The 23,210-nt window shown below is 68.2% G+C and carries 24 protein-coding genes; 4 read left to right on the top strand and 20 right to left on the bottom strand.

Annotated elements, in window-relative coordinates; genetic code table 11:
* Positions 1–11: 11 nt before the first annotated feature.
* The 4 genes from QPR87_RS04135 to QPR87_RS04120 form a co-directional block, all read right to left on the bottom strand.
* A complete protein-coding gene (locus QPR87_RS04135; RefSeq protein WP_285048484.1) occupies positions 12–317 on the bottom strand; it encodes a TehB family protein in 306 nt (101 codons plus the stop codon).
* The gene (locus QPR87_RS04130) at positions 314–934 is read right to left on the bottom strand and encodes a hypothetical protein (RefSeq protein WP_285048482.1); all 621 of its coding nucleotides are present in this window, start codon (positions 932–934) and stop codon (positions 314–316) included. The genes QPR87_RS04135 and QPR87_RS04130 overlap by 4 nt, the downstream gene beginning before the upstream one ends.
* A gap of 3 nt (positions 935–937) precedes the next feature.
* A complete protein-coding gene (locus tag QPR87_RS04125) occupies positions 938–1,345 on the bottom strand; it encodes an RrF2 family transcriptional regulator (RefSeq protein ID WP_104491071.1) in 408 nt (135 codons plus the stop codon).
* Positions 1,346–1,485: 140 nt separating this feature from the next.
* Complete coding sequence (locus QPR87_RS04120) at positions 1,486–3,705, bottom strand: TonB-dependent receptor family protein (protein ID WP_285048480.1); 2,220 nt, start codon at positions 3,703–3,705, stop codon at positions 1,486–1,488.
* Between the two features lie 323 nt (positions 3,706–4,028).
* On the opposite strand from QPR87_RS04120, the gene QPR87_RS04115 reads away from it, so the two are divergent.
* The gene (locus QPR87_RS04115; RefSeq protein WP_011750403.1) at positions 4,029–4,961 is read left to right on the top strand and encodes a sugar-binding transcriptional regulator; all 933 of its coding nucleotides are present in this window, start codon (positions 4,029–4,031) and stop codon (positions 4,959–4,961) included.
* A gap of 3 nt (positions 4,962–4,964) precedes the next feature.
* Here the strand turns inward: QPR87_RS04115 and QPR87_RS04110 are convergent, their stop codons facing one another.
* The 12 genes from QPR87_RS04110 to QPR87_RS04055 all read right to left on the bottom strand — a co-directional run bounded on the left by QPR87_RS04110 (position 4,965) and on the right by QPR87_RS04055 (position 15,424).
* Positions 4,965–6,407: an FGGY-family carbohydrate kinase gene (locus QPR87_RS04110; protein ID WP_285048478.1), complete on the bottom strand. Its 1,443-nt coding sequence runs from the start codon at positions 6,405–6,407 to the stop codon at positions 4,965–4,967.
* 14 nt (positions 6,408–6,421) lie between these two features.
* Positions 6,422–7,078, bottom strand: coding sequence for an HAD family hydrolase (locus QPR87_RS04105; protein WP_230999903.1), 657 nt, complete (start codon positions 7,076–7,078; stop codon positions 6,422–6,424).
* A gap of 3 nt (positions 7,079–7,081) precedes the next feature.
* Positions 7,082–8,545 carry a mannitol dehydrogenase family protein gene (locus tag QPR87_RS04100; protein ID WP_285048476.1) on the bottom strand — a complete coding sequence of 488 codons (1,464 nt, stop codon included), beginning with the start codon at positions 8,543–8,545 and terminating at the stop codon, positions 7,082–7,084.
* A gap of 69 nt (positions 8,546–8,614) precedes the next feature.
* The gene (locus QPR87_RS04095; protein ID WP_011750407.1) at positions 8,615–9,613 is read right to left on the bottom strand and encodes an ABC transporter ATP-binding protein; all 999 of its coding nucleotides are present in this window, start codon (positions 9,611–9,613) and stop codon (positions 8,615–8,617) included.
* Positions 9,614–9,624: 11 nt separating this feature from the next.
* Positions 9,625–10,455, bottom strand: a complete 831-nt coding sequence (locus QPR87_RS04090; RefSeq protein ID WP_285048474.1) for a carbohydrate ABC transporter permease — start codon at positions 10,453–10,455, stop codon at positions 9,625–9,627.
* 5 nt (positions 10,456–10,460) lie between these two features.
* Complete coding sequence (locus tag QPR87_RS04085) at positions 10,461–11,330, bottom strand: carbohydrate ABC transporter permease (protein ID WP_011750409.1); 870 nt, start codon at positions 11,328–11,330, stop codon at positions 10,461–10,463.
* A 98-nt stretch (positions 11,331–11,428) separates the two neighbouring features.
* Entirely contained in the window at positions 11,429–12,736 is a 1,308-nt protein-coding gene (locus QPR87_RS04080) for an ABC transporter substrate-binding protein (RefSeq protein ID WP_285048472.1), read from the bottom strand.
* A gap of 148 nt (positions 12,737–12,884) precedes the next feature.
* On the bottom strand, positions 12,885–13,349 hold the full coding sequence (queF, locus tag QPR87_RS04075) for a preQ(1) synthase (RefSeq protein WP_285048470.1): 465 nt from the start codon (positions 13,347–13,349) through the stop codon (positions 12,885–12,887).
* A 15-nt stretch (positions 13,350–13,364) separates the two neighbouring features.
* On the bottom strand, positions 13,365–14,072 hold the full coding sequence (gene queE / locus QPR87_RS04070) for a 7-carboxy-7-deazaguanine synthase QueE (RefSeq protein WP_285048468.1): 708 nt from the start codon (positions 14,070–14,072) through the stop codon (positions 13,365–13,367).
* A complete protein-coding gene (locus QPR87_RS04065; protein ID WP_011750413.1) occupies positions 14,069–14,422 on the bottom strand; it encodes a 6-pyruvoyl trahydropterin synthase family protein in 354 nt (117 codons plus the stop codon). Before QPR87_RS04065 ends, queE begins: the two co-directional genes overlap by 4 nt.
* On the bottom strand, positions 14,422–15,123 hold the full coding sequence (gene queC, locus QPR87_RS04060; protein WP_285048466.1) for a 7-cyano-7-deazaguanine synthase QueC: 702 nt from the start codon (positions 15,121–15,123) through the stop codon (positions 14,422–14,424). Before queC ends, QPR87_RS04065 begins: the two co-directional genes overlap by 1 nt.
* Positions 15,124–15,217: 94 nt before the next feature.
* Positions 15,218–15,424 carry a hypothetical protein gene (locus tag QPR87_RS04055; protein ID WP_285048465.1) on the bottom strand — a complete coding sequence of 69 codons (207 nt, stop codon included), beginning with the start codon at positions 15,422–15,424 and terminating at the stop codon, positions 15,218–15,220.
* Here QPR87_RS04055 and ligD point away from each other — a divergent pair.
* Positions 15,396–16,313, top strand: coding sequence for a non-homologous end-joining DNA ligase (ligD, locus tag QPR87_RS04050; RefSeq protein WP_285048464.1), 918 nt, complete (start codon positions 15,396–15,398; stop codon positions 16,311–16,313). The genes QPR87_RS04055 and ligD overlap by 29 nt on opposite strands.
* Positions 16,314–16,322: 9 nt before the next feature.
* On the opposite strand, the gene QPR87_RS04045 is transcribed toward ligD, so the two are convergent.
* Genes QPR87_RS04045 through ugpB form a run of 4 tightly spaced genes read right to left on the bottom strand, consistent with a single transcriptional unit; the run spans position 16,323 to position 20,467 of the window.
* Positions 16,323–17,384, bottom strand: a complete 1,062-nt coding sequence (locus QPR87_RS04045; RefSeq protein WP_011750416.1) for a sn-glycerol-3-phosphate import ATP-binding protein UgpC — start codon at positions 17,382–17,384, stop codon at positions 16,323–16,325.
* Positions 17,385–18,248, bottom strand: coding sequence for a sn-glycerol-3-phosphate ABC transporter permease UgpE (gene ugpE / locus QPR87_RS04040; protein ID WP_011750417.1), 864 nt, complete (start codon positions 18,246–18,248; stop codon positions 17,385–17,387).
* Positions 18,241–19,122 carry a sn-glycerol-3-phosphate ABC transporter permease UgpA gene (ugpA, locus tag QPR87_RS04035; RefSeq protein WP_011750418.1) on the bottom strand — a complete coding sequence of 294 codons (882 nt, stop codon included), beginning with the start codon at positions 19,120–19,122 and terminating at the stop codon, positions 18,241–18,243. Before ugpA ends, ugpE begins: the two co-directional genes overlap by 8 nt.
* A gap of 49 nt (positions 19,123–19,171) precedes the next feature.
* Positions 19,172–20,467 carry a sn-glycerol-3-phosphate ABC transporter substrate-binding protein UgpB gene (gene ugpB / locus QPR87_RS04030; RefSeq protein WP_011750419.1) on the bottom strand — a complete coding sequence of 432 codons (1,296 nt, stop codon included), beginning with the start codon at positions 20,465–20,467 and terminating at the stop codon, positions 19,172–19,174.
* A gap of 439 nt (positions 20,468–20,906) precedes the next feature.
* Between ugpB and QPR87_RS04025 the strand changes: the two genes are divergently transcribed.
* Both QPR87_RS04025 and QPR87_RS04020 read left to right on the top strand, forming a co-directional pair.
* Positions 20,907–21,785 carry a YcaO-like family protein gene (locus tag QPR87_RS04025; RefSeq protein WP_285048462.1) on the top strand — a complete coding sequence of 293 codons (879 nt, stop codon included), beginning with the start codon at positions 20,907–20,909 and terminating at the stop codon, positions 21,783–21,785.
* 8 nt (positions 21,786–21,793) lie between these two features.
* Complete coding sequence (locus tag QPR87_RS04020; protein WP_285048461.1) at positions 21,794–23,209, top strand: peroxidase family protein; 1,416 nt, start codon at positions 21,794–21,796, stop codon at positions 23,207–23,209.
* Position 23,210: the final 1 nt, after the last annotated feature.

The following is a 23,210-nucleotide window of genomic DNA, read 5'->3' as shown; positions in this document are numbered from 1 at the left end:
CTTGACATAGGTCAGGTCGAGGCCGCGAAATCGCCCGGCCGGGCACAGAACTCGACGAAAAACCGCACCGGCGCCGGGGCCGCAACCTCGTGCGGCCGCTCTGGATGGATCAGCGGATGGATGCCCGGCCCCAGCAGCAGTTCGGCACCGTCCACCAGATCGCGAAAGAGCAGCCGCCCCTCCAGCACATGCAGCCGCGCCCAGGTGCCGGGGCGGGTGGCATGGGCACGCAAGAGACCACCCGGCACGGTGGTTTCAGTGAATTCCGGGGTGCGCCGATAGGGGGCGGCGTCACCGGGCCAAGCCGGGCGGTTCATTCCGCCGGCCAGTCGTAGAGATGGATCAGCTTGGGGTCGTCGGCCGCCGCCAGCATCCGGCGCACCCGGTCCTGGAACAATACCGCGAAACGGGCCTGTTCGGCCGGATCGGTCAGTCCCGCGACCGCGGGCGGCATCAGGTCGGCGATGGCCGGGTCGTGCGGGACATGGCCGGTGTCGATGTCGATGACCACGCCCGCGCCATCATCGCGCCGCCGCAGCGCCATGACGCCGTCGATCGGCGCCTCGAAGCGCAAAAGCCCGCGGCGCGAGAACAGATGCCCCGACCCGATGCCGTGAAAGCCGCCCTCGGCCGCGGCACCCGTGACCAGCGTCGCGACCGAGGCGGTGACGCCGGTCGTGCCCTGCGCAACACCGTCGCGCATATGGACCTCGATGCCGCCGCGTTCGGGCAGGTCGTCGCCGTAAAGCCATTCCAGCCCGGCCAGCACCATCAGCCAGGCGCCGGCGACTACCGGGCAGGAATGGCCGCAAAGCCGCACGGCATCGGCATAGCGATAGGTCATCGCCCCGCCCTCGGCCGTGCCGAGAAAACCCGCCAGCGGATCACGGACCCGGATCACCGGCGCATCGTCGAAGAAGGCGGGAAAACCCATGGCTCACTCCTGTTCGTCGGCCAGCAGGTCGGCCAGCGTGCGGCGGTCCATCACCTGCAGGAAGGCGGCAAGCGCATCCCGGATCGCCGCGTCCAGCGCACCGGGGCGGTTGGGATCGCGGATCTCTTCGGGGCCGAAGCATTCGGCGGCGGCCATGTCCGGCTCGGTCACCCGCAGCACCTCGCCCAGCCGCAGCGCGGCCGGATCGCGGCCCAGCTCCAGCCCGCCCGAGCGGCCGCGAACCGAGTTCAGGAACCCTGCCCGCGTCAGCACATTGGCCACCTTGGTCAGATGGCTGCGCGAGATGTCATAGGCAAGGGCCGCCTCTTCGATGGTCACCAGCCGGTCGGGATGGCGCGCCGCATAGATCAGCAGCCGCAGCGCGTAATCCGAAAAGCTGGTCAGTCGCATGAAGGGGGCTTCCTCGATCCGCCCGCACAAAAGCACGGCCCGCGCCCGCCGGTCAATGGCACGCACCGGGACACGGTGCGGCCCTCTCGCATGAACCGCAGGCAAGGCATGGGGCATCCGGGCGGCGGCGCGCTCCATCATCAGAACCGCAGCCGCGTGCCCAGATAGAAGGCCCGCCCTTCGCCCGGGATGAAGGCCGCCTGCCCCGCCGAGGCCTGGTCCACGACCAGCGTCGAGGCGGCATAGCGTTCATCCGTCAGGTTGGTGACCTGGAGATGGACCAGGGCATTCGGCGTCAGCGCGTATTCGACCCCCAGATCGACCAGCGCATAAGAGTCGTTGAATACCGTGTTCATGTTGTCCACCGGCGTCTTGCCCGGCACCCAATGCAGCTTGCCGGTGACCGTCAGCCGCTCGGCCGGGCGCCAGTCCAGCACCAGCGAGATCACGTTGCGCGGCGCGCCGGCGATGCGGTTGTCGCCGCGCAAGGGATCGTCGTCAAAGCGGAAATCCTGCCAGGTCCATGCCAGCCGCGCCGCCAGCGTTTCCGCAAGATCGCCCGACAGGCCAAGCTCGACCCCGCTGTGCCGCGTCCGCCCGGCATTGACCGAGGCCAGCGTGGCGCCGGTCACGTCGCGCAGCGAAAGCAGTTCGTTCTTCAGCCGCGCGTGATAGACGGTCGCGTCCCAGGACAGGTTCTGCCATGTCCCGCGCCAGCCCAGCTCCAGCGTGGTCGAGGTCTGCGCCTCCAGGTCGGGCGTCGCGAACATCGCCGCCGGCGCCGCGGGATCGGCGGGGTTCGGCCGGCCCGGCCCGCTGTTCGGCGTGCCGCCCACCGTGCCCAGCAGGTCGTCATGGGTCGGCGGCTCGAATCCGCGCGCCAGCGAGATCCAGGCGAACTGCCCCTCGGCCGGGGTCCAGGACAGGGCCAGCGCCGGCGTGAAGCCGCTATAGCTGCGGTCGTAGCTGGTCGAGACCGCCGGCACCGCCCCATCGGGCAGGCGCATGCCGGGGTTCATCGGACTGTAGGCCACCGTCGGCCGGGTCGCCCCGCCCCAGCGGTCATCGCTTTCGCGACTGGCATGGTTGAAGGCGATCGAGGGCGACAGGGTGAACCCGCCCAGCGGCAGGTTCGCCCCGGCAAAGACCGACAGCGTATCGGCCGTCAGCCGGTTGCGGCCGAAGGCCGGGCCGCGCGCGCCGCCCAGGTTGTGGAAATAATCGCGGTCGGCCTTGCCGAAGGACCAGGTCAGGCCGGTCTCGAACAACGGCAACGCGCCCTCGCCCAGCCGGCTGTAGCGCGCGGTCAGCGTCGCGTCGGTGCCCTCGGTGTCGCGGAACCCAGCCGAGATCGGAAAGGCAAAGCTGTCATCCGTCCGCGACAGGCTCAAGCCGAAGTCATAGATGTCCGCGCCGCGCTCCAGCGTCGTCCGCGCCCCGGCCAGGGTCTGCCGGGTCTCGCGCCGCGGCCGGTCGCGCAGCACGTTCGGCCCCGGCCCCACCGGCACGCCGCCGACGATCACCGGCCCGGCATGGTTGCTTTCTGGATCGTTCTGGATCGCGTCCCAGGTCAGCGGCCCGGCCACGTCGAATTCCAGGTCGGTATGGCTGAGGAACAGCCGCGTCACCGCCTCGCCCGTCTGCAAGGTGACGTTGCCGCCGATCCCCGTGCGGCGCGAGCCGTTGTAGTCGCGATAGCCGTCCTTCTGCGCATGTTCGAAGCGCAGCAGCACATCGGCGCGCTCGCCGTCGATGCCATAGCTGCCCGCGACCTCGCCCCGCCCGAAGCTGCCGCCGCCGAAGCTGAGCCGCATCCCCGGCGCCGAGGCCCCCGAGGGCGAGGCGAAGTTGATCGCGCCGCCCAGCACGTTCGCGCCGATGCGATTGGCCGAGGCGCCGCGAAACACCTCGATGCTCTCGGCCTGGCCGGGCGCCGCAAGGCCGACGACATAGGAGCCGTCGGCGCGGTTCACCGGCATGCCGTCCTGAAGGATCAGCAGGCCGCGCTCGGCCGGGTTCTGTTGCAGGCCCGAGCCGCGGATCTGGATGCGCGGCTGGTCGTTGCCGCCGAAGAACTCCTGCACGACGACGCCGGGCACCTCGGACAGCGTGTCGGCCAGCGTCGGCGCCGCCTCGCCCGACGCATCGCTGCGGTCGATCAGCGCCACAGCGCCCGGCGTCGCCTCGAAGCGCCGCGCGGTGGTGTCGGCGCGGATCTCGATCTGGTCCAGCACGATCACCGCGCCGGGCGAGGCCGATTGCGCCAGCGCAGCACCCGCCTGCAAGGACAGGCCGGCGGCCAGCCCGGTCAGCGCGGGGATCATCCGGGGAAAGGCTCTGGTCTTGTCGTCTGCATCCATGGCGGCACGTCCTTGATCTTCCCGCGAGGGACAGCGCCGGCGGCGATGCACAGGCGCGAGGGTGGCAATGAGACGGCTGGCACAAGGCTTGCGATGCGGCATGGCGGCTGCGGGCATGGGCTGCGGGCGCGCCGGAATGAGCCCGTCTTGGATAGGCCAATCAAACATGAATGTGAAGGTCATATTTTAGCCAAGGCACTTTTGCCGCAGCCCGGCGCGCGAGCGGGTGCGCGGGGTGCGCGCTGGACAGCCCGGTCGCCGGCAAGCTACACAGGGACGGCAAAAGCGACCCGAAACAGCGCGAAAGACGGAAAAGCCAACCCATGTCGAACCAGGGCCGGAAACTGGAACAGGCGGCCAAGGCGGCGTGGCTCTCTTACGTCGCGGGCAAGACCCAGGACGAGATCGCGGGGATCATGGGCATCTCGCGCCAGACCGCGCAGCGCCTGGTCGCGCAGGCCATGGCCGAGGGCATCGTCAAGATCCGCATCGACCATCCCTTTGCCCATTGCATGGACCTTGCCGCCGAATTGCAGCGCAAGTACCGGCTGGATTTCTGCCAGATCGCGCCCTCGGACGCGCCCGAGGCCGGGGTGGCCCTGATGCTGGCCGACGTGATCGAGCAATGGCTGCGCCGGGCCGAGCCGATGACCATGGCGATCGGCACCGGCCGCACCCTGCGCAGCGCCATCGCGCAATTGCCGCATATCGACTGCCCGCAGCACCGCATCGTCTCGCTGACCGGCAATATCGCACCGGACGGCTCGACTGCCTATTACAACGTGCTGTTCACGCTTTCGGACCTGGTCAGCGCGCGCAGCTTTCCCCTGCCGCTGCCGGTCATCGCCCCCAGCGTGCGCGAACGGCAGGCAGTCAACAGCCAGCCCAGCATCGAGCGGCTGATCCGCATGTCCGCCGGGGCCGCGGTCGCCTTCGTCGGCATCGGCACGGTGGGCGCGCAGGCTCCGCTGATGCTGGACGGGTTCCTGTCGCAGCCCGACCTGGACGCGCTGGTCGCGGCCGGCGCGGTAGGCGAGATCACCGGCTGGGCCTATGACGCGCGGGGCGCGCTGGTGGCGGGGCTCAGCAACGACCGCGTGGCCTCGGCACCGATCCCGCCGCGCGAGACGACGCTGGTGATCGGCGCGGCCCATGGCGCCGAAAAGGTGCCGGCGATCCGCGGCGCGCTGCGCGGCGGGCTGATCAGCGGGCTGATCACCGATGCCGCGACCGGGGCCGCATTGCTGGCCGATTGATCCCTACATCGCCGCGATCTCGGCGCGCTGCTGCTGCATGCGCAGAAAGATGCGCCAGTCCCGCTCGCGCCGGGCACGGGCGGCGGGGTCGGGGCGGGTCACCTCGACTGGCCTTGCGAAACGGTCGCGCGCCGGGCGGATTCCGCCCAGCAAAGGCGCGGCGGCGGCGATGGCGGTGCCGCGCAGCACCGCATCCTCGGGCTGCCAGTGGATCTCGGCCCCGGTCGCATCGGCGTAAAGCTGGCGCAGCAGGGCCGAACGCGCCTGGCCCCCGGCCATGGCCAGCGCGGCGGGCGCCAGGCCCATATGCGCGATGACCTGCCGCGTCCCCAGCGCAATGCCGACCGCCGCGCGCCAGTAAAGCGCATCCAGCGCCGGCGCGCTGCGTTCCAGCGTCAGGCCGTGGATCGCGCCGCGCAGCAGCGGATCGGCAAAGGGCGTGCGGCTGCCCTTGATGTCGGGCAGGACGTGCAGGTCGGGCTCCGGCTCGGGATCGGCGGCGATGCGGGCCAGGATCTCGTCATGGCTGACCGGCTGCGGATAAAGCCCGCGCACCCGCTCCAGCAACGCGCCGGTGGCGGATTGGCCTCCCTCGGTCACGCTTTCCCCGGGCAGGATCGCACCGGGATAGGGCCCCCACAGCGCCGGGCGCGGCGCGAGCCCTGTCGCCATGACGCAATTCGAGGTGCCGGCGATCAGCGCCGGCATGTCCGGCGCCGCGCCAAGCGCGCCGGCAAAGGCGTCGATCAGCCCGGTGGCGACCAGCGCTTCGGGCTCCAGCCCCAGCTCGGCCGCGCCCTGCGGCGACAGCGGACCGATCCGCGTGCCGGGCGGCAGGACCGCGCCGGGGCGCGGGAAATCGGTAATGCCGAGCTTTTCCAGCAGATCCGCCTGCCAGCCGCCCCGGTCGGGCAGCCAGGGCCATTTCGCCGCGGCCGCGCAAAGCGACCGCGCCTCGATCCCGGTGGCGCGAAAGGCCAGGTGGTCGCAAAGGTCGCGCACCCCAGCCAGCACGGCCCAGACCTCGGGCCGATGGCGGGCCAGCCACATCAGCTTCGGCGTCTGCATCTCGGGCGAGACCGAGCCCCCGGCCCGCGCGACGATCTCATGCGGGATGTGGCTGAGTTCGCCCGCCTCGGCGATGGCGCGGTGGTCGTGCCAGGCGATCACGTCGGGCGCAAAGCCCGGCGCCTCGACCACCAGCGAGCAGGTGGCGTCGAAGGCCAGCGCGCCCACCTGTGCCGGGCTGGCGCCGGCCTGCCGCCGCGCCTCGGCCAGCGCTTCGGCCACGGCCTGCCAGATCTCGGCGAAATCGTGCATGGATTGCCGGTCCGGCCCCGGAACGGTGGCGAAACCCCGGCTCGCGCGCGCGACCAGCCGGCCGTCGAGGGTAAAGAGCCCCGCTCGCGCACGGGCCGAGCCCACATCCACGGCCCCGATCAGCACGCCGATTCCCCTTCCTAGCCCAGACCGGCGAGAGTTTTGGGCAAATCCCGGGCATGGTCAATCAGCGCGTCGGGGGCCAGCGCCGCCAGCTTTTCGGCCAGGCGCGCGGGCGCGGCATGGCTGCCGCCCAGAAAGCCGATCACCCGCATCCCCGCCGCCCGTGCGGCGGACAGGCCGGCCGGGCTGTCCTCGATCACCACGCAATCGGCCGGCGCGATGCCCAGATGCCGGGCGGTGAACAGGAACAGGTCGGGCTCGGGCTTGCCGCGCGCCACCTGCGTCGCGGAATAGACATGCGGTCCGAAAAGCGGCGCGAGGCCCGTCAGCGACAAGGACAGCCGCAACCGCTCGGGCGCGCTGGAGGAGGCCACGGCGCGCGGCCCGGAAAGCTGCGCCAGCGCCTCGGCCATGCCGGGCACCGGGCGCAATTCGCGGCGCAAGCGCAAGGCCAGCGCTTCGGCATAGCCGGGCAGCGCCGGACCCAGGTCGACGCCATGGTCCCGCGCCGCCTCGACGATGGTCGAGAACGAGCGGCCCAGGAATTCGTCATAGATGCGGGTGCGGGTGATGGGCGCACCCAGCCTTTGCAAAAGCGCCTCGATCTCGGCCGCGGCAAGCGGTTCGGAATCGACCAGCACGCCATCGCAATCGAAGATCAGCCCCCGCGCCACCGCCTAGCCCTTGAGATAGGCATCAAGCGTCGCGCGCGTGCCCCTGTCCCACAGCATGGCGAGCCATCGCGCGAAAGGCTCGGCCAGGCGCGGATCGCGGCCGGTCCCGCCATAGATCTCGGCCATGCCGAGCCAGGCCGAAGGGTCGGTCCGGGCCGCCTGCGCCACCTGGACGAGCTTGTCCCAATCCGGGTCGTTCGGCTCGATCACCGCGCCGCTGTCGGTGGTCCCGGCGCAATAGCGGCACCACAGCGCCGATTCCAGCGCCAGCCCCTCGACCGGCAACCCGCGCTCCAGCCGGTGCGCGATGGTCGGCACGATGAATTTCGGCTGCCGGTTCGAGCCGTCCAGGCAAAGCCGGCGCACCGTGTCGCCGATCTTGGGATTGGCGCAGCGTTCGGCCACCTTGGCGAAATAGGCGCCAAGGTCGGTGCCGGGCACCGGCGGCACGGCCGGGATGATCTCATCCGCCTCGATCTTTTCCAGGAAGGCGCGGACCTGCGCGTCCTCCATCGCCTCATGCACGAAATGGATGTCCAGAAGCCCGGCCGGATAGGCGATCACCGCATGGCCGCCGTTCAGGATGCGGATCTTCATCAGCTCCCACGGCGTCACGTCGGCGACGAACTCGACACCGGCCTTTTCCAGCGGCGGCCGGCCGGCGGGGAAATTGTCCTCGAGCACCCATTGGATGAAATCCTCGCAAAACACCGGGGCGTCGTCATGGATGCCGAAATCCTCGCGCACCATGCGGCGCTCGCGATCCGAGGTCGCCGGCGTGATGCGGTCCACCATGGCATTCGGAAAGGCGACATTCGCCAGGATCCATTCGGCCAGCTGCGTGTCCAAGAGCCGCGCTGTTTCAGCCACCGCCTCGCGGGTGACATGGCCGTTATGCGGGATGTTGTCGCAGCACATGACGGTGAAGGGCGCGTGCCCCGCCGCCCGGCGCGCCTTCAGCCCCGCGACGATCAGGCCGAAGACGGTCTGCGGCGCGTCGGGGCTGGCGGCATCTGCGGCGATGGCGGGATGCGTGGGGTCGAAATGCCCGGTGGCGGCGTCGATGAAATAGCCGCCCTCGGTGATGGTCAGCGCCACGATGCGGATCGCCGGATCGGCCAGCGCCGCGATCACCCGCCGATGGTCGCCCGGCGCGATATAGTCCACGATCGGCCCCAGCACGCGCGCGTCCGAGCGCTCGGCCGATTGCTCGACCAGCGTATAGAGGTAATCCTGCGCGGCCAGCGTGTCGCGCATCCTGGCGTCGCCCGGCATGACGCCGGCGCCGATGATGGCGAAGTCCTGCGCCAGCCCCATGTTCATCAGCCGGTCCAGATAGGCGGCCTGATGGGCACGAAAGAAATTGCCGACCCCGAAATGCAGGATGCCGGCGCGCAGGGCGGCGCGGTCGTAGCCCGGCACCGGCTGGCCGAGGCGGTCGAGGGTCTGGTTGGAAAGCCTGTCCATCCGAATTCATCCCGGTTCTGTATTGCAGGAAACAGGGCCGCGGACGCGACCCCGAGGGGAAAGGCGCGGCTAGAGCGCCAGCCCCTGCTGGTCGAAGCGATAGACCCGGCCGTCCTGCGGGGTCAGGTAGATGCGGTCGCCGTGATGAACCGGAAACTCGCCCGCCGCCCGCGCGACGATATGGGTGCCGCCGTCCAGGTCGACATGCAGGAAGGTATCCGACCCCAGATGCTCGGCCACGCCCACGGTGCCGGCGAACTGGCCCTCGCTGGTGGACATGGCGAAATGCTCGGGCCGCACGCCGATGGCATGGGCGCCCAGCCGGGCCGCCGCCTCGCCCTCGATGAAGTTCATGTTCGGGCTGCCGATGAAACCGGCGACGAAGCGGTTCCGCGGCGTGCGGTACAGCTCCAGCGGGCTGCCGACCTGCTCGACCAGGCCGGCGCGCAGGACGACGATCTTGTCGGCCATGGTCATCGCCTCGACCTGGTCGTGGGTGACGTAGATCATCGTCGTCGCCAGCTTCTTGTGCAGTTCGGAAATCTCGACCCGCATGTTCACCCGCAACGCCGCATCGAGGTTCGACAAGGGCTCGTCGAACAGGAAGGCCGATGGCTCGCGCACGATGGCGCGGCCGATGGCGACGCGCTGGCGCTGGCCGCCCGACAGCTGGCCGGGGCGGCGGTCCAGGTAATCGGTCAGGTTCAGGATGCCTGCCGCGTGCTGGACGCGCCGCTCCTGCTCATCCGCCGCCATGCCCGCCATCTTCAGCGGAAAGGCGATGTTCTTCCTGACCGACATATGCGGGTAAAGCGCATAGGACTGGAACACCATGGCAAGCTTGCGCTTTGCCGGTGCCGCCTGGGTCACGTCCTGCCCGTCGATCAGGATCTGGCCCGAGGTCACGTCCTCGAGCCCCGCGATCAGCCGCAAGAGCGTGGACTTGCCGCAGCCCGAGGGGCCGACGAAGACCACGAACTCGCCGTCGTGGATCTCCAGATCGACGCCCGGGATGACCTCGACATCGCCGAAAGCCTTGCGGACCTGTTGAAGCGTGATGCTACCCATCATTCCCCCCTTTATTTCACCGCGCCGAAGGTCAGGCCGCGCACGAGTTGCTTCTGGCTGAACCAGCCGAGGATCAGGATCGGGGCGATGGCCATGGTGCTCGCCGCCGAGAGTTTCGCGTAGAAAAGCCCTTCGGGACTGGAATAGCTGGCGATGAAGGTCGTCAGCGGTGCCGCCTTGCTGGTGGTCAGGTTCAGCGTCCAGAACGCCTCGTTCCAGGCCAGGATCACGTTCAGAAGCAGCGTCGAGGCGATGCCGGGCACGGCCATCGGCGTCAGCACATGCAGGATCTCGTTCTTGAGGCTTGCCCCGTCCATCTGCGCCGCTTCCAGGATCTCGGACGGGATCTCGCGGAAATAGGTATAGAGCATCCAGGTGATGATCGGCAGGTTGATCAGCATCAGCACCACGGTGATGCCCATCCGCGTATCCAGAAGCCCCCAGCTGCGGAACAGCAGATACATCGGGATCAGCACGCCGGCGGCCGGCATCATCTTGGTGGACAGCATCCACATCAGCAGGTCCTTGGTGCGCTTGGCCGGCTGGAAGGCCATCGACCAGGCGGCCGGAATGGCGATCAGAAGGCCCAAGAGCGTCGAACCGACCGAGATGATGACCGAGTTCATGAAATGCCGGAAATAGGGCGAGCGGGACTGCACCTCGGCATAGTTCTGGGTCGTCCAGTCGAAGAACAGGAACTTCGGCGGCGAGGCGATGGCGTCGGCCTCGGACTTGAAGCTGGTCAGGATCGTCCAGAGGATCGGAAAGAAGATCAGCAGCGCCACGCCCCAGGCCAGGATGGTAAAGCCCCAGCGGCGGGTATCGGAAATCTTGCGGGCCATGGTTCTTACTCCAGCGTCTTGCCGATCATCCGCATCAGGAAGATCGCGACGATATTGGCAAGGATGACGGCGATGATGCCCCCGGCGGATGCGCCGCCCACGTCGAATTGCAAAAGCGCCTGCGAAAAGACCAGATAGGTCAGGTTGGTGGACTGATAGCCGGGCCCGCCATTGGTGGTGACCAGGATCTCGGCAAAGACCGAAAGCAGGAAGATCGTCTCGATCAGGATCACCACGGTGATGGCGCGCGACAGGTGCGGCAGGATCAGGTGGATGAACTTGGACAGCGCGCTGGCCCCGTCCATCTCGGCCGCCTCCATCTGCTCGCTGTCCAGCGATTGCAGCGCCGTCAGCAGGATCAGCGTGGCAAAGGGCAGCCATTGCCAGGCGACGATCAGGATGATCGACATCAGCGGATATTGCGCGAGGAAATCGATGGGCTGCGCGCCCACCGCCTTGGCAAGCCAGGCGAAAAGCCCGTTCACCGGGTTCATGAACATGTTCTTCCACACCAGCGCCGAGACGGTCGGCATGATGAAGAAGGGCGCGATCACCAAGATGCGCACGATCCCTTGCCCGAACATGGGCTGGTCCAGCAGCAGCGCCAGCAGGATGCCGCCGCCCACGGTGATGACCAGCACGCCCCCGACCAGCAGCAGCGTGTTCTGCATCGCGGTCCAGAAGGCGGGATCGGACAGGAAATACTTGTAGTTGGTCCAGCCGATGAACTGTTCCATGCCGGGCGAGAGCAGGTTGTAGCTCTGGAAGCTGAACCACAGCGTCATGGCCAGCGGCACGATCATCCAGCCCAGAAGCAGCAGGACCGAGGGCGCGACCATCAGGCGCGCGAGTGTTTTCTGATGTCGGGTAGCCATCGGCGCGCCTCCCACGCGAGCGATGAGGGTTCGGATTGCGGCAGGGGCCGGGCTCGCCGCCCCCCGCCCGGTTCGTGGCCGTCAGGCCAGGCCGCGCATCACTTCGGATAGCCGGCCTTGGCCATCTCGCGCTCGGCGATCTGCTGGGCCATCTGCAGCGCCTGGTCGACGCTGGCCTGCCCGGCCAGGGCGGCCGAGAATTGCTGGCCGACCGCGGTGCCAAGCGCCTGGAACTCGGGGATGCCCACCCATTGCGTGCCGATATAGGGCACCTCGACGGTGGTCGGATTCTTCAGGTCGGCCGACATGATGCTGTCGAGCGTCGGCTTGGCGAAGGGCGCGGCCTCCTGATAGGCGGGGTTCTCGTAGAGCGAGGTCCGGGTGCCCGGCGGCACGTTCGCCCAGCCCTCTTCCGCCGCGACCTGCTCGGTATAGGCTTTCGAGGTCGCCCAGGCGACGAACTTCTTGGCCGCATCCGGCGCGTCGGTCGAGGACGGGATCGCCAGCGTCCAGGCCCAAAGCCACATCTGCGGCTTCTCGCCCTCGGGGGCCAGCGCATAGCCGACCTTGTCGGCCACGGTCGAATCCTTGGGGTTCGACACGAAGCTTGCCGCCACGGTGGCGTCGATCCACATGCCGCATTTGCCGGTCTGGAACAGCGCCAGGTTCTCGTTGAAGCCGTTGGACGAGGCGCCGGGCGGGCCGGCCTCGTTCATGATCGCGACGTAGTCGGTCAGCGCCTTCTTCCACGCCTCGCCGGTGAATTGCGGCTTCCATTCCATGTCGAACCAGGGCGCACCGTAGCTTGCGCCCATCGAGGTCAGAAAGGCCATGTTCTCGCCCCAGCCGGCCTTGCCGCGCAGGCAGATGCCATAGACCTCGGCCGACTTGTCGGTCATCTTGCGCGCCGCGTCATAGATGAAGTCCCAGGTCGGGCGCTCGGGCATCTCCAGCCCGGCCTTTTCCATCAGGTCGGTGCGATACATGATCATCGCGGATTCGCCATAGAAGGGCGCGGCATAAAGCTTGCCGTCCAGCGACAGCCCCTCGGCGATGGGCGGCAGGATGTCGGCGGCATCGTAATCCGCGCCCATGTCCTCAAGCGCCAGGAGCCAGCCTTGCTTGGCCCAGATCGGGACCTCGTAATTGCCGACGGTCACGATGTCATATTGCCCGCCCTTGGTGGCGATGTCGGTGGTGACGCGCTGGCGCAGCACGTTCTCTTCCAGCGTGACCCATTCCAGCTGGATGTCCGGGTTCGCGTCGGTGAACGGCTTGGTCATCTTCTGCATGCGGATCATGTCGCCGTTGTTCACGGTGGCGATGGTCAGCGTCTCGGCCCATGCGGGCGCGGCCAGCGCCGTCATGGCGCAGGCCCCCATCAGGCCGCGCAGCATCATGCTCATTCGATTGTCCTCCCCTGCGGATCAGCATTTGCTAATACGATGGGCAAATGCTCACATATTCGCAGCGGGACTGTCAAGCGAAATCGGCGCGGCCCGATACCCGGGACCGCGCCGACCGATGATTTCTTGCAGGGTGGTGGGGCCGGATTCAGCCGCGGCCGCGATAGGGCGGCACGCCCTGATCGGGGATCCAGACCCCCTCGGGCATGGGGCCGGTCTGCCAGAACACGTCGATGGGCATGCCGCCGCGCGGATACCAATAGCCGCCGATGCGCAGCCAGCGCGGCGCAAGGAACCCTGCCAGCCGCCGACCGATCGAGACGGTGCAGTCCTCGTGAAAAGCACCGTGATTCCGGAAGCTTCCAAGGTAAAGCTTCAGCGACTTCGATTCGACCAGCCATTCGCCCGGCACATAGTCGATCACCAGGTGCGCGAAATCCGGCTGCCCGGTCATCGGGCAAAGCGAGGTGAACTCGGGCGCGGTGAAGCGCACGTTGTAGGCCACGTCGGCCTGCGGGTTCCGCACCCGCTCCAGCTCGGCCTTGTCGGGGCTTTCGGGCAGCAGGGTGGCGCCGCCCAGTTGCTTGAGGCCGCTATAGATCGTCTCGGTCATGGTTCCCTCCGAATGTCAGACGCCGCGCCGGTTGCCCCAGATCAGGACATGCAGCTGCGGCAGGATGCGCGGTTTCAGCCAGCCGCGGCCGACCGTGTTCTCGACCAGCCACAGCAGCCGGTCGGCCAGGGCCTGCGGATCGACCGGCAGGGCGGGATCGGTCTCGGGGTTGCCGGGTTGCAGGTAAAGCGGCAGGCCGGGATGGCGGGCGGCAACCTCGCGCGCCCAGTCCAGGTCGACCTGGTCGAAGATCACGATCTTCAGCACCCGCTGCCCCGCACCCTCGCCCGCCTTCAGGCAGCGGTCGAAAGCGTCCCAATCGACCACCTGCCCGCTCGACGGCGGCTTCGGCGACAGCACCAGCGTGGACAGCTCCGCGAACCAGGGCTGCGCGACCGAGCCCTGCGTCTCGCAGGCGAAGCGGTAGCCCGCGGCGCGTCCCAGCGCGATCAGCGGGGCGAAATCCTGGATCGCCGGATTGCCGCCGGACAGCGAGACGGTCAGCGGCTGGCCCCCGGACAGGCGCCGCACCTCGGCCCAGATCGCCTCGGCGCTCATCGGCCGCCATTCGTGGCGATGGCTGCTGTCCACGGCATGCGGGCTGTCGCACCAGAGGCAGCGATAATCGCAGCCGCCGGCACGGACAAAGACCGTGGGCTCGCCGATCAGCGCGCCCTCGCCCTGGATGGTCGGGCCGAAGATTTCCGCGATACGCAGCGTCATGGCCGATACTCGGCCCAGGTCTTGGGCGTCTCGGACACCCGGACCGCCACCGTCTCGGGCCAGCGCGCCTTGCACCAGTCATGGAAATGCCGCGCCATGTTCTCGGCGGTCGAAGGACCGTCCAGCACGTCGTTCAGGTGGCGATGGTCGAAATGCGTGTCGATATAGTGCTTCAGCGGCGCAAGCTCGTGATAGTCGCGCACGAAGCCGTCGGCATTCAGTTCCTCCGCCGCCAGTTCGACCACGACGATGTAATTGTGCCCGTGCAGCCGGGCGCATTGGTGGTCGGGCGGCAGATGCGCAAGCTGGTGCGAGGCCGAGAAATGGAACTCCTTCGAGATGCGGAACATCAGGCCCGCTCCCGTTCCGCGATGGCCTGCCGCCAGAAATCCGCGTCCTCATAGGCGGTCGGGTCGGGGATGCCGGCCAGATGGAACGCCTCGCGCCGTTCGACGCAGGTGCCGCAGCGCCCGCAGTGAAGCGCTCCACCCTTGTAGCAGGACCAGGTCTCGGCAAAGGGCGTGTCGTGGCGGGCGCCCTCGGTCACGATGTCGGCTTTGGTGCGATGCACGAAGGGCGTCAGCAGCCGCACCTGTGCATAGCCGTCCAGTGCGGCGTCCTGCATCTGCTGGAACGCCTGGGTAAAGGCGGGGCGGCAGTCGGGATAGATGAAATGGTCGCCGCCATGCACGGCGGCCGCCACCGCCTGATCGCCCATCGCCGCCGCCATGCCGAAGGCGACGGTCAGCATGATGGCGTTGCGGTTCGGGACCACGGTGATGCGCATGGTCTCCTCGGCATAATGCCCGTCCGGCACCTCGGCCCCGCCGGTCAGGGCCGAGCCGGTCAGCACCGCCCCCACGCCGCGCATGTCGATGACGTGATGCGGCACGCCCAGCCGCCGGGCGGCGGCGGCGGCGTAATCCAGCTCCTTGCGGTGGCGCTGGCCGTAGTCGAAGGAGATCAGGCGCGTCAGCCCGCCTTGCGCGGCGACCATATGCGCCAGCGAAACGGAATCGAGTCCGCCCGAGCAGACAACTATCGTCTTCATGATGTGACCCTTGTTTTGATGACCGGGTAGGCTGCGACCGGTATGGGCGCCCGACATAGCGGGCTTTGGCCGGCGGCGCAACCGCCGGGCCGCATCACTCGGAAAGGTCCAGCGCCGGGGTTTCGCCGCTTTCCTGCAGATGCCGGACCGCCTGCCAGCGCCCGTCGCGGCACACAACAGCGGTGACGCTGGGCCGGATGCGGATCGGATGGCCGGCGGCGAACCACAACCCCGCCGCCGGCGTTGGTCCCGAAAGCAGCAAGGAGCCGACCATGACCGAGCGGATCGAGGGTGTGACCATCTCGCATCCCGAGCGGGTGATCTTTGCCGATGCCGGGCCGGGCAAGGCGGGGCTGACCAAGGCGAGGCTGACCAAGGCGGGGCTGGCGCGTTACTACCAGCAGATCGCGCCCCTGATGCTGGAAGAGGCCGCGAACCGCCCGCTGTCGCTTCTGCGCCTGCCCGACGGGATGGCGGGCGAGCGGTTCTTTCAGAAGCATCCAGGCAAGGGCTTTCCCAAGGCGATCCGGCAGATGCAGATCACCGAAAGCGACGGCGAAGCCGCGCCCTATGCCTATGTCACCGATGCCGCGGGGCTGGTCGCCGCCGTGCAGATGGGCACGGTCGAGTTCCATATCTGGCCCGCCCGCCGCGACCGGCTGGAGCGGCCCGACCGGCTGGTCCTGGACCTCGACCCCGATGAGGGGCTGGGCTTCGATGCGGTGCGCAGCGCCGCCCTGTCGCTGCGCGGCCGGCTGCTGGACCTGGGGCTTGAGCCCTGGGCGATGCTGACCGGCGGCAAGGGCGTGCATCTGGTGGTCCCGCTGCGCCGCAGCCTCGGCTGGGACGATCTCAAGCGTTTCGCCCGCAGCTTTGCCGCGCTTTGCGCGCAAGAGGAACCGGGTCGCTATACGGTGGAACTGGCCAAGGCCAGCCGCAAGGGCCGGATCTTCATCGACTGGCTGCGCAACGAGCGCGGCTCGACGGCGGTCGCACCCTTTTCCGTGCGCGCCCGGCCCGGCGCGCCGGTGGCGGCCCCGATCGGCTGGGACGAACTGGCCCGGATCAGCACCGCCCGCGCCTTCGGCATCGCGGCGGCGCAAGAGCGCGGCTGGGCCGGCGTGACGCGGATGCAACAAAGCCTGACCCGGCCCATGTTCGAGGCGGTGGAGAAGGCGCTGGCCGGTTGAACGCCCCCTTCAGCCCTCGATGCGCCGTCCGCTGACGGGATCGAAGAAATGCAGATGCGCCGGATCCGGCACCGCCTCGACCCGGTCGCCGCGCGACAGTTGGCTGGTGCCGGGCAGGCGCAGCACCATCGGCACCTCGGAGCCCTCGATCATGCCGTAGCCGAAGGCATCCGCGCCCAGCCTTTCGACCGAACGCAGCACAACCGGAATCGCCGCCTCGCCCGGCTGTGCGGTTCGCAGATGCTCGGGGCGCAGGCCAAGCCGAAGGTCGCCGCCGCGCGGCACCGGCAGCGGCAGGACCGCGCCGCCCGGCAGGGTGACGCGCCCGTCGGCAGCATCGACGGTAAAGATGTTCATTGCCGGCGAGCCGATGAAACCGGCGACGAACTCGCTGGCCGGCCGCTCATAGACTTCCAGCGGCGTCGCGATCTGTTCCGCCACGCCCTTGTTCATCACGATCAGCCGGTCGGCCAGCGTCATTGCCTCGACCTGGTCATGGGTGACGTAAAGCGTGGTCTGGCCGGTGCGCAGGTGCATCTCCTTGATCTGCAAGCGCATCTGCACCCGCAGCTTGGCATCGAGGTTCGACAGCGGCTCGTCCAGCAGCAGCGCGGCCGGCTCGCGCACCAGCGCCCGGCCCATGGCGACGCGCTGGCGCTGGCCGCCCGACAGCGCACGCGGCTTGCGGTCCAGATAGGGCTCCAGCTCCAGCATGGTCGCGGCCTTGGCCACGCGGGCCTCGATCTCGGTTTTCGGCAGTTTCGCGATCTTGAGGCCGTAAGCCATGTTCTCGCGCACCGACATATGCGGATAAAGCGCATAGTTCTGGAACACCATGGCGATGTCGCGCTGGCGCGGTTCCAGGTCGTTGACCACCTTGCCGCCGATCTCGACCGTGCCGGCGCTGATGGCTTCCAGCCCGGCCACCATGCGCAGCAGCGTGGACTTGCCGCAGCCCGAGGGGCCGACGATCACCACGAACTCGCCGTCGGCGATCTCCATGGTGATGCCGTGGATGACCTGGTTTCCCGCATAGCTCTTGCGGACGTCGTTGAGCAGGATGCGGGCCATCTATTTCTCCGTCTCGACCAGGCCCTTGACGAACCAGCGCTGCATCAGCACCACCACCAGGATCGGCGGCAGGATGGCCAGCACGCTTGTGACCATCACGAGGTTCCAGGGCGTATCGGCATCGGCAAAGGAGATCATCTTCTTCAGCGCGATGACGATGGTGTTCATTTCGTTGGAATTGGTGACCAGCAGCGGCCACAGGTATTGCGTCCAGCCATAGATGAACTGGATCACGAAGATCGCCGCGACATTGGTCAGCGACAGGGGCCACAGGATGTCCTTGAAGAACCGCCATGGCCCGGCGCCGTCGACGCGCGCCGCCTCCAGCAACTCGTCCGGGATGGTCATGAAGAACTGCCGGAACAGAAGCGTCGCGGTGGCCGAGGCGATCAGCGGCAGGATCAGCCCCGGATAGGTGTCGATCAGCCCCAGGTCGACCATGACCTTGTAGGTGGGCTGGATGCGCACCTCGACCGGCAGCATCAGCGTGATGAAGATCAGCCAGAAACAGGCCATGCGCAGCGGAAACCGGAAGAAGACGATGGCATAGGCCGAGGCCATCGAGATCGCGATCTTTCCCAGCGCGATGCCCATGGCGACGATGGTGGTATTGGCCAACAGCCGCCACAGGCTGACCCCGCCGATGCGGCTGATCCCGCCCGAGAAGGCGTCGGAATAGTTCCGCGCCGCCTCGGGTCCGGGCAGCAGGGGCAGCGGCGGGCGCAGGATGGTCTGCACCGAATGGGTCGAGGCGACGAAGACGTAATAGACCGGAAAGGCCACCACGATCACGCCCAGCACCATCCAGAAATGCGCCAGCAATCGCCCGGCGCCGCGCGCGGCCAGCGGAGAGGGCTCAGCCATAATGCACCCTCCTCTCGATGAAGCGGAACTGGAAGGCGGTCAGCGCGATCACGATGATCATCAGGATCACCGATTGCGCGGCGGAATCGCCCATGATCAGGTTCACGAAGCCGTCGTTATAGACCTTGTAGACCAGCGTCTCGGTCGCCTTGCCCGGGCCGCCGCCGGTCACGGCATGGATGATGCCGAAGGTGTCGAACAGCGCATAGACCGTATTCACCACCAGCAGGAAGAATGTCGTCGGCGCCAGCAGCGGAAAGGTGATGGTCCAGAAGGCATGGCGGCGCGAGGCGCCGTCGATGGCCGCAGCCTCCAGAAGCGATCGGGGAACCGCCTGCAAGCCCGCGACGAAGAACAGGAAATTATAGCTGATCTGCTTCCACGTCGCGGCCGCGACCACCAGCGCCATCGCCTGTTCGCCATCCAGCAGCGGGTTCCAGTAGATGCCCATCTGCCGCAGCGGCCAGGCCAGCGTGCCGAAGCTGGGATTGAACATGAACAGCCACAGCATGCCGGCGATGGCGGGCGCCACCGCATAGGGCCAGATCATCAATGTGCGGTAGAAGCCCTTGCCGCGAATGATCTTTTCCGCCTGCACCGCCAGGAACAGCGCAATCGCCATGGCGCAAAAGGCGACGAGCACCGAGAACACCACCGTCACCCGGACCGAGTTCAGATAGTTCGGATCGCTCAGCACCTTGCGGAAATTCGCCAGCCCCACGAAGGTCGTCTTCAGGCCAAAGGCATCCTCGCGCAGCACGGACTGGCGAAAGGCCTGCGCCGCCGGCCAATAGAAGAAGATCAGCGTGATCGCCAGTTGCGGCGCCAGCAGCAGCCAGGGCAGCAGCTTGTGCGGAAAGACCGTGCGTCTCATCCGTCCCCCTTGTCGGATCGGGCGGGCGCCGAAACGCCCGCCCTTGGTTTCAGCCGCCCACGGCTTCCCTGATCGCGGCATTGCCGCGCTCGACGGCGTTCTTCAGCGCCGTGGCCGCGTCCTGCTGGCCGGCCAGCATCTTTTCGTATTCCTCGTTCTGGATGTCGCGCAGCTGCGGCAGGTTCGGCGCGCGCACGCCCTTGGAGTTCTCGGTCGGCTCTTTGCCCATCATCTGCAGGATCGGCGTCTCGCGGCCCGGGTTCTGCTGGTAGAAGTCCGAACCCTTCGTGACTTCGTAAGCCGCCATGGTCACCGGCAGATAGCCCGACTGCTCGTGCAGGTATTGCTGCACGTCGGTCTGCGACAGGTAGTTGAAGAAGGCGGCGACGCCCTTGTAGGTCTCTTCCGACTTGCCGCCCATCACCCAGAGCGAGGCGCCGCCCGGCGTGGTGTTCTGCGGCGCACCCTCGGCCGTCTCGTCATAGGGCAGCTGGCCGATGCCGTAGTTCATGCCCGACTTGACGATGTCGCCAAGCCCGCCCGAGCTTTCGGTCAGGATGCCGCATTCGCCCGAGGTGAAGTTCTGCTTGGCCTCGCTGGTGCGGCCGCCATAGACGAAGACGCCCTCTTTCGCCAGATCCGCAAGCTCCTGGAAGTGCTTGACGAACAGCGGGCCGTCGATCTTCAGTTCGGGCGGGCCGGCCAGGCCGTTCTCGTTCGTGCCCCAGCTGACGTCGTTCCAGGCGGCGAAGTTCTCGGTATGGATCCAGGTCAGCCAGGTCGAGGTATAGCCGCAGGTCGCGGCCCCCGATTCCTTGATCTGGCGCGCGGCGGCCCAGACCTCGGCCCAGGTCTTGGGCGGGTTCTCGACATCCAGCCCCGCCTTTTCGAAGATGTCCTTGTTGTAATACAGGATCGGCGAGGAGGAGTTGTAGGGAAAGGACAGCATGTCGCCCTCGGGCGTCGAGTAATAGCCGACGATGCCGGGCAGATACTGCCCCTTGTCGAAGGCATAGCCGCCCTCTTGCAGCACCTCGGCCACCGGCTTGATCGCGCCCTGCGCGCCCATCATCACGCCCGTGCCCACGTCGAAGACCTGAATGATGTCGGGCGCCTGCCCAGCGCGGAAGGCGGCGATGCCGGCGTTCAGCGTCTCGGGATAGGTGCCCTTGAAGACCGGCTTCACCTCGTAATCCGATTGGCTCGCGTTGAAGTCGCCGGCGATCTTGGTCACCACCTCGGCATTGGCGCCGGTCATCGCGTGCCACCACGAGATTTCGGTCTTGGCCTCGGCCGCGACGGGCAGCGCCATCATCCCCGCAAGCCAGAATAGGGTTCTTTGCATGGTAATCCTCCGAGTCGTGCCTTGCGGCGTCATCGTTCCCGGACGGCAGCACCTGGGCCAGAGCCCGCCATGCGCCATCCGCCTCCCTCTGCGGATTTGTCACCTGCCAGGGGCCGGGGTGTCAATTCGCAACTGGACCGTCTGGTATGGCAGGCAGCAGGCAGACACCGCGCCGGTCACCGCGGCTCTGTCGCATTGTTTTATGAAAATTCAATGACACCAATATGTAGTCTTCGAATTATCATGTTGTTTCTTGCTTGATGCGCATGGCCTGTGCATCGGAAAGCGGCCCGGGTTCCGTAGCGTCCGCCCGCCGGCATCCGGCAGCGCCACGGAATGTTTGCCATTCGTCCCGCCAGCGGGCGCGGGAAATTCACGCCGCAATCACAGGCTTGCGCGAAGATCGGGAAAGCCCTCTGCCAAGGACACCCGCGACGCGATGGAAAAACCCGGCCCCCGCGCCCCCGACCTGACCGAAAACTGGCAACGCCATGACTGGCGCGAAAGCTTCTTTGCCCCCGGCTTCGTCATCCTGCAGGCGCTGACCCGGGACGGCCTCACCGCCAGCGGCGCCGGCCGGAACCGGGACGAAGCCTTCGACCGCTGCATCGGCGAGACCGCCGAGATCCTGGCGCTGGCCGCCTTTCGCGCCGGGGACGGCGCGTTCGAGCCCTGGCGCGACGGGCTGGCGGCGCATCCCGATCCCGGCCCGGCGCGCGAGGCCGCGATGGACGAAGCCTGCGAACGGCGCGCGGTCGCGGATTGGTGGCTGGGCCGGCGTCCCGCCGTGCCGGTGGCTGCGGAATGGGTTCGGCAGGCCGGGCTGGCCGCACAGCTTGATCGCGCGCGCGACGGGGCGGCGCTGCGGCGGCGCACCGACTGGTGGCAGATCGGGGCCGCGGGCGACCCTCGCATCATGATCTGCCGCAGCATGAGCCCCGAGGGGCAGGACCCGGTGCTGGGCTATGGCGCCCATCGCGATCCGGTGCGGGCGGCCGGGAAAGCCCTGCGCGAGCTGCTGCTGATGGAGTTGAACCTGATGGAGCTGCTGGCCGCCCGCTCCTTTGGCCGCGAGGGCGCGCTGCAAGCGGTGCGCAACCGCATCCGCGGCTATGCCCGCCGCGCCGCCCTGCTGTTCCCCGAGGCCGTCGCCATCCATCCCGCGCCGCCGGGCGATGCGGATGCCGGCGGCTGCTTCGACACCCCGCCCGCCTGCCATGAGATCTCGCCGCCCGAAGGGCCGCTCAGCGTCTGGATCTGCCGTCCCGACGCAGCCGCGCCGCCTTTCACCGACGAGACGGGCCTGCCCTATCTGTGAGGATTGCGATGCGCGACGACAGCTTGGCCAGAAACCTGCGGGCACCGGGACCGGGGCAAGGCGGCTGCCCCATGGGCTGCGCGCCGCTGATGGGGTCGCTGCGCGACATGGGGGCGCTGGCCTCGCCGCTGTCCCAGGCCGACGACCGCCCCGACATCGGCCAGCGCCTGCCCCAGATCCTGCTGAACACAACGCCCGACTGGCGCGCGGCCTGCCTTGAGCTGACCGCGCATATCCCCTCGGGCTATACCTATCTGGCGCAACTGATGGGCCATGACATGGGCAGCAGCGTGCCGGCCGACAGCGTGCCCTATACCCGGCCCGAAGGCGGCGTCGGCCCGGCCAGGCGCTACAACCTGATCGACAATCCGCTGACGCTGGAAACGGTCTATGGTCCCGGCCCGGCCATGCTGACGCATGTCTACGATCCCGAGACCTGCCTGTTCCGCCTGACCCGCGGTGCGCGGCTGGCACGGCTTTATGGCCGTGCCGCCGGCGCCTCGTCGGACCCCGATCCCCGGCCGATCCGGGCGCTCTATGACGAGCGCAACCGCGACTCGCTGATGCTGCACGAGCTGACGGTGGCCTGGATGCAGTTCCACAACCGGCTGGCCCGCCACCTGATGGCCGAGGAGCTGGAGCCGTTCCGTGCCTATGTCCTGGCCCGCGCCCATGCCCTGCGCTGCTGGCACGGCATCCTGGCCGGCGACCTGCTGCCGCGATTCCTGCATCCCCAGATCGCGGCGCTGGACGGCGATGCCCTGCCCGGTTGCTGGGCGCTGGACGAGACCACGTTGCTGCACGGGCTGTGCCGCGCCTTCCACGCCCTGCCGCTGGCGGCCTATCATCTGGGCCGCTCGGGACTGCACAACCTGGGCACGCTGCTCAAGCGCGGCTACGCCCCCAGCGAGGCCGAGACCGACTGGCATATCGACTGGCCGCTGTTCCTCGGCGCCAGCCCCGGCGCGCCGCTGACCGGCATCTCGGCCAGCGTGGCGCCCGAACTGCGCGCGCCGGTGACGGCGGCGGCGGTGATCGCGCTCGACAACCGCTCGGCCGCCGAGGCCGGCTCACTGCGGCCCGGCAACGATCCGATCCGCGCCGCCATCGCCGCCCTGCCCGGCGACTGGCCCACGCGCATCGCCCCCGCCCGGCTGGCCGACGATTTCGCCGCCGCCCATCCGCAGGCGCCGATCCGCATCGATGCCGAGGGGCTGGAATGGGGGCCGCTCTACCAGTTCCTGATGGTCGAGGCGCAGCTGCACGGCCGGCTGGGCGGCTTCGGCCCGCTGGGCAGCGCCTTGTTGCGCGGCTCGGTCCTGGGCTCGATCCGCCGCGTCGTGCTGGCGCCCGAAACCGAAGCGACCGCCGGCCTGCCCCGGCCCGCGACCATGCTGGAACTGATCACGCTTGCCAGGCAATAAC

The organism is Paracoccus sp. SSJ (assembly GCF_030234105.1).
In the GTDB taxonomy this organism is placed as follows: Bacteria; Pseudomonadota; Alphaproteobacteria; order Rhodobacterales; family Rhodobacteraceae; genus Paracoccus; species Paracoccus denitrificans.
Note: the sequence above shows the minus strand (reverse complement) of the source record. Positions and strands in the feature narration are given on the sequence as shown.

Coding starts and splice junctions, on each gene's coding strand:
- QPR87_RS04135 (WP_285048484.1), bottom strand. CDS start 317: ATGAACCGCCCGGCTTGGCCCGGTGACGCCGCCCCCTATCGGCGCACC.
- QPR87_RS04130 (WP_285048482.1), bottom strand. CDS start 934: ATGGGTTTTCCCGCCTTCTTCGACGATGCGCCGGTGATCCGGGTCCGT.
- QPR87_RS04125 (WP_104491071.1), bottom strand. CDS start 1,345: ATGCGACTGACCAGCTTTTCGGATTACGCGCTGCGGCTGCTGATCTAT.
- QPR87_RS04120 (WP_285048480.1), bottom strand. CDS start 3,705: ATGGATGCAGACGACAAGACCAGAGCCTTTCCCCGGATGATCCCCGCG.
- QPR87_RS04115 (WP_011750403.1), top strand. CDS start 4,029: ATGTCGAACCAGGGCCGGAAACTGGAACAGGCGGCCAAGGCGGCGTGG.
- QPR87_RS04100 (WP_285048476.1), bottom strand. CDS start 8,545: ATGGACAGGCTTTCCAACCAGACCCTCGACCGCCTCGGCCAGCCGGTG.
- QPR87_RS04095 (WP_011750407.1), bottom strand. CDS start 9,613: ATGGGTAGCATCACGCTTCAACAGGTCCGCAAGGCTTTCGGCGATGTC.
- QPR87_RS04090 (WP_285048474.1), bottom strand. CDS start 10,455: ATGGCCCGCAAGATTTCCGATACCCGCCGCTGGGGCTTTACCATCCTG.
- QPR87_RS04085 (WP_011750409.1), bottom strand. CDS start 11,330: ATGGCTACCCGACATCAGAAAACACTCGCGCGCCTGATGGTCGCGCCC.
- QPR87_RS04080 (WP_285048472.1), bottom strand. CDS start 12,736: ATGAGCATGATGCTGCGCGGCCTGATGGGGGCCTGCGCCATGACGGCG.
- queF (WP_285048470.1), bottom strand. CDS start 13,349: ATGACCGAGACGATCTATAGCGGCCTCAAGCAACTGGGCGGCGCCACC.
- queE (WP_285048468.1), bottom strand. CDS start 14,072: ATGACGCTGCGTATCGCGGAAATCTTCGGCCCGACCATCCAGGGCGAG.
- QPR87_RS04065 (WP_011750413.1), bottom strand. CDS start 14,422: ATGTTCCGCATCTCGAAGGAGTTCCATTTCTCGGCCTCGCACCAGCTT.
- queC (WP_285048466.1), bottom strand. CDS start 15,123: ATGAAGACGATAGTTGTCTGCTCGGGCGGACTCGATTCCGTTTCGCTG.
- ligD (WP_285048464.1), top strand. CDS start 15,396: ATGACCGAGCGGATCGAGGGTGTGACCATCTCGCATCCCGAGCGGGTG.
- QPR87_RS04055 (WP_285048465.1), bottom strand. CDS start 15,424: ATGGTCACACCCTCGATCCGCTCGGTCATGGTCGGCTCCTTGCTGCTT.
- QPR87_RS04045 (WP_011750416.1), bottom strand. CDS start 17,384: ATGGCCCGCATCCTGCTCAACGACGTCCGCAAGAGCTATGCGGGAAAC.
- ugpE (WP_011750417.1), bottom strand. CDS start 18,248: ATGGCTGAGCCCTCTCCGCTGGCCGCGCGCGGCGCCGGGCGATTGCTG.
- ugpA (WP_011750418.1), bottom strand. CDS start 19,122: ATGAGACGCACGGTCTTTCCGCACAAGCTGCTGCCCTGGCTGCTGCTG.
- ugpB (WP_011750419.1), bottom strand. CDS start 20,467: ATGCAAAGAACCCTATTCTGGCTTGCGGGGATGATGGCGCTGCCCGTC.
- QPR87_RS04025 (WP_285048462.1), top strand. CDS start 20,907: ATGGAAAAACCCGGCCCCCGCGCCCCCGACCTGACCGAAAACTGGCAA.
- QPR87_RS04020 (WP_285048461.1), top strand. CDS start 21,794: ATGCGCGACGACAGCTTGGCCAGAAACCTGCGGGCACCGGGACCGGGG.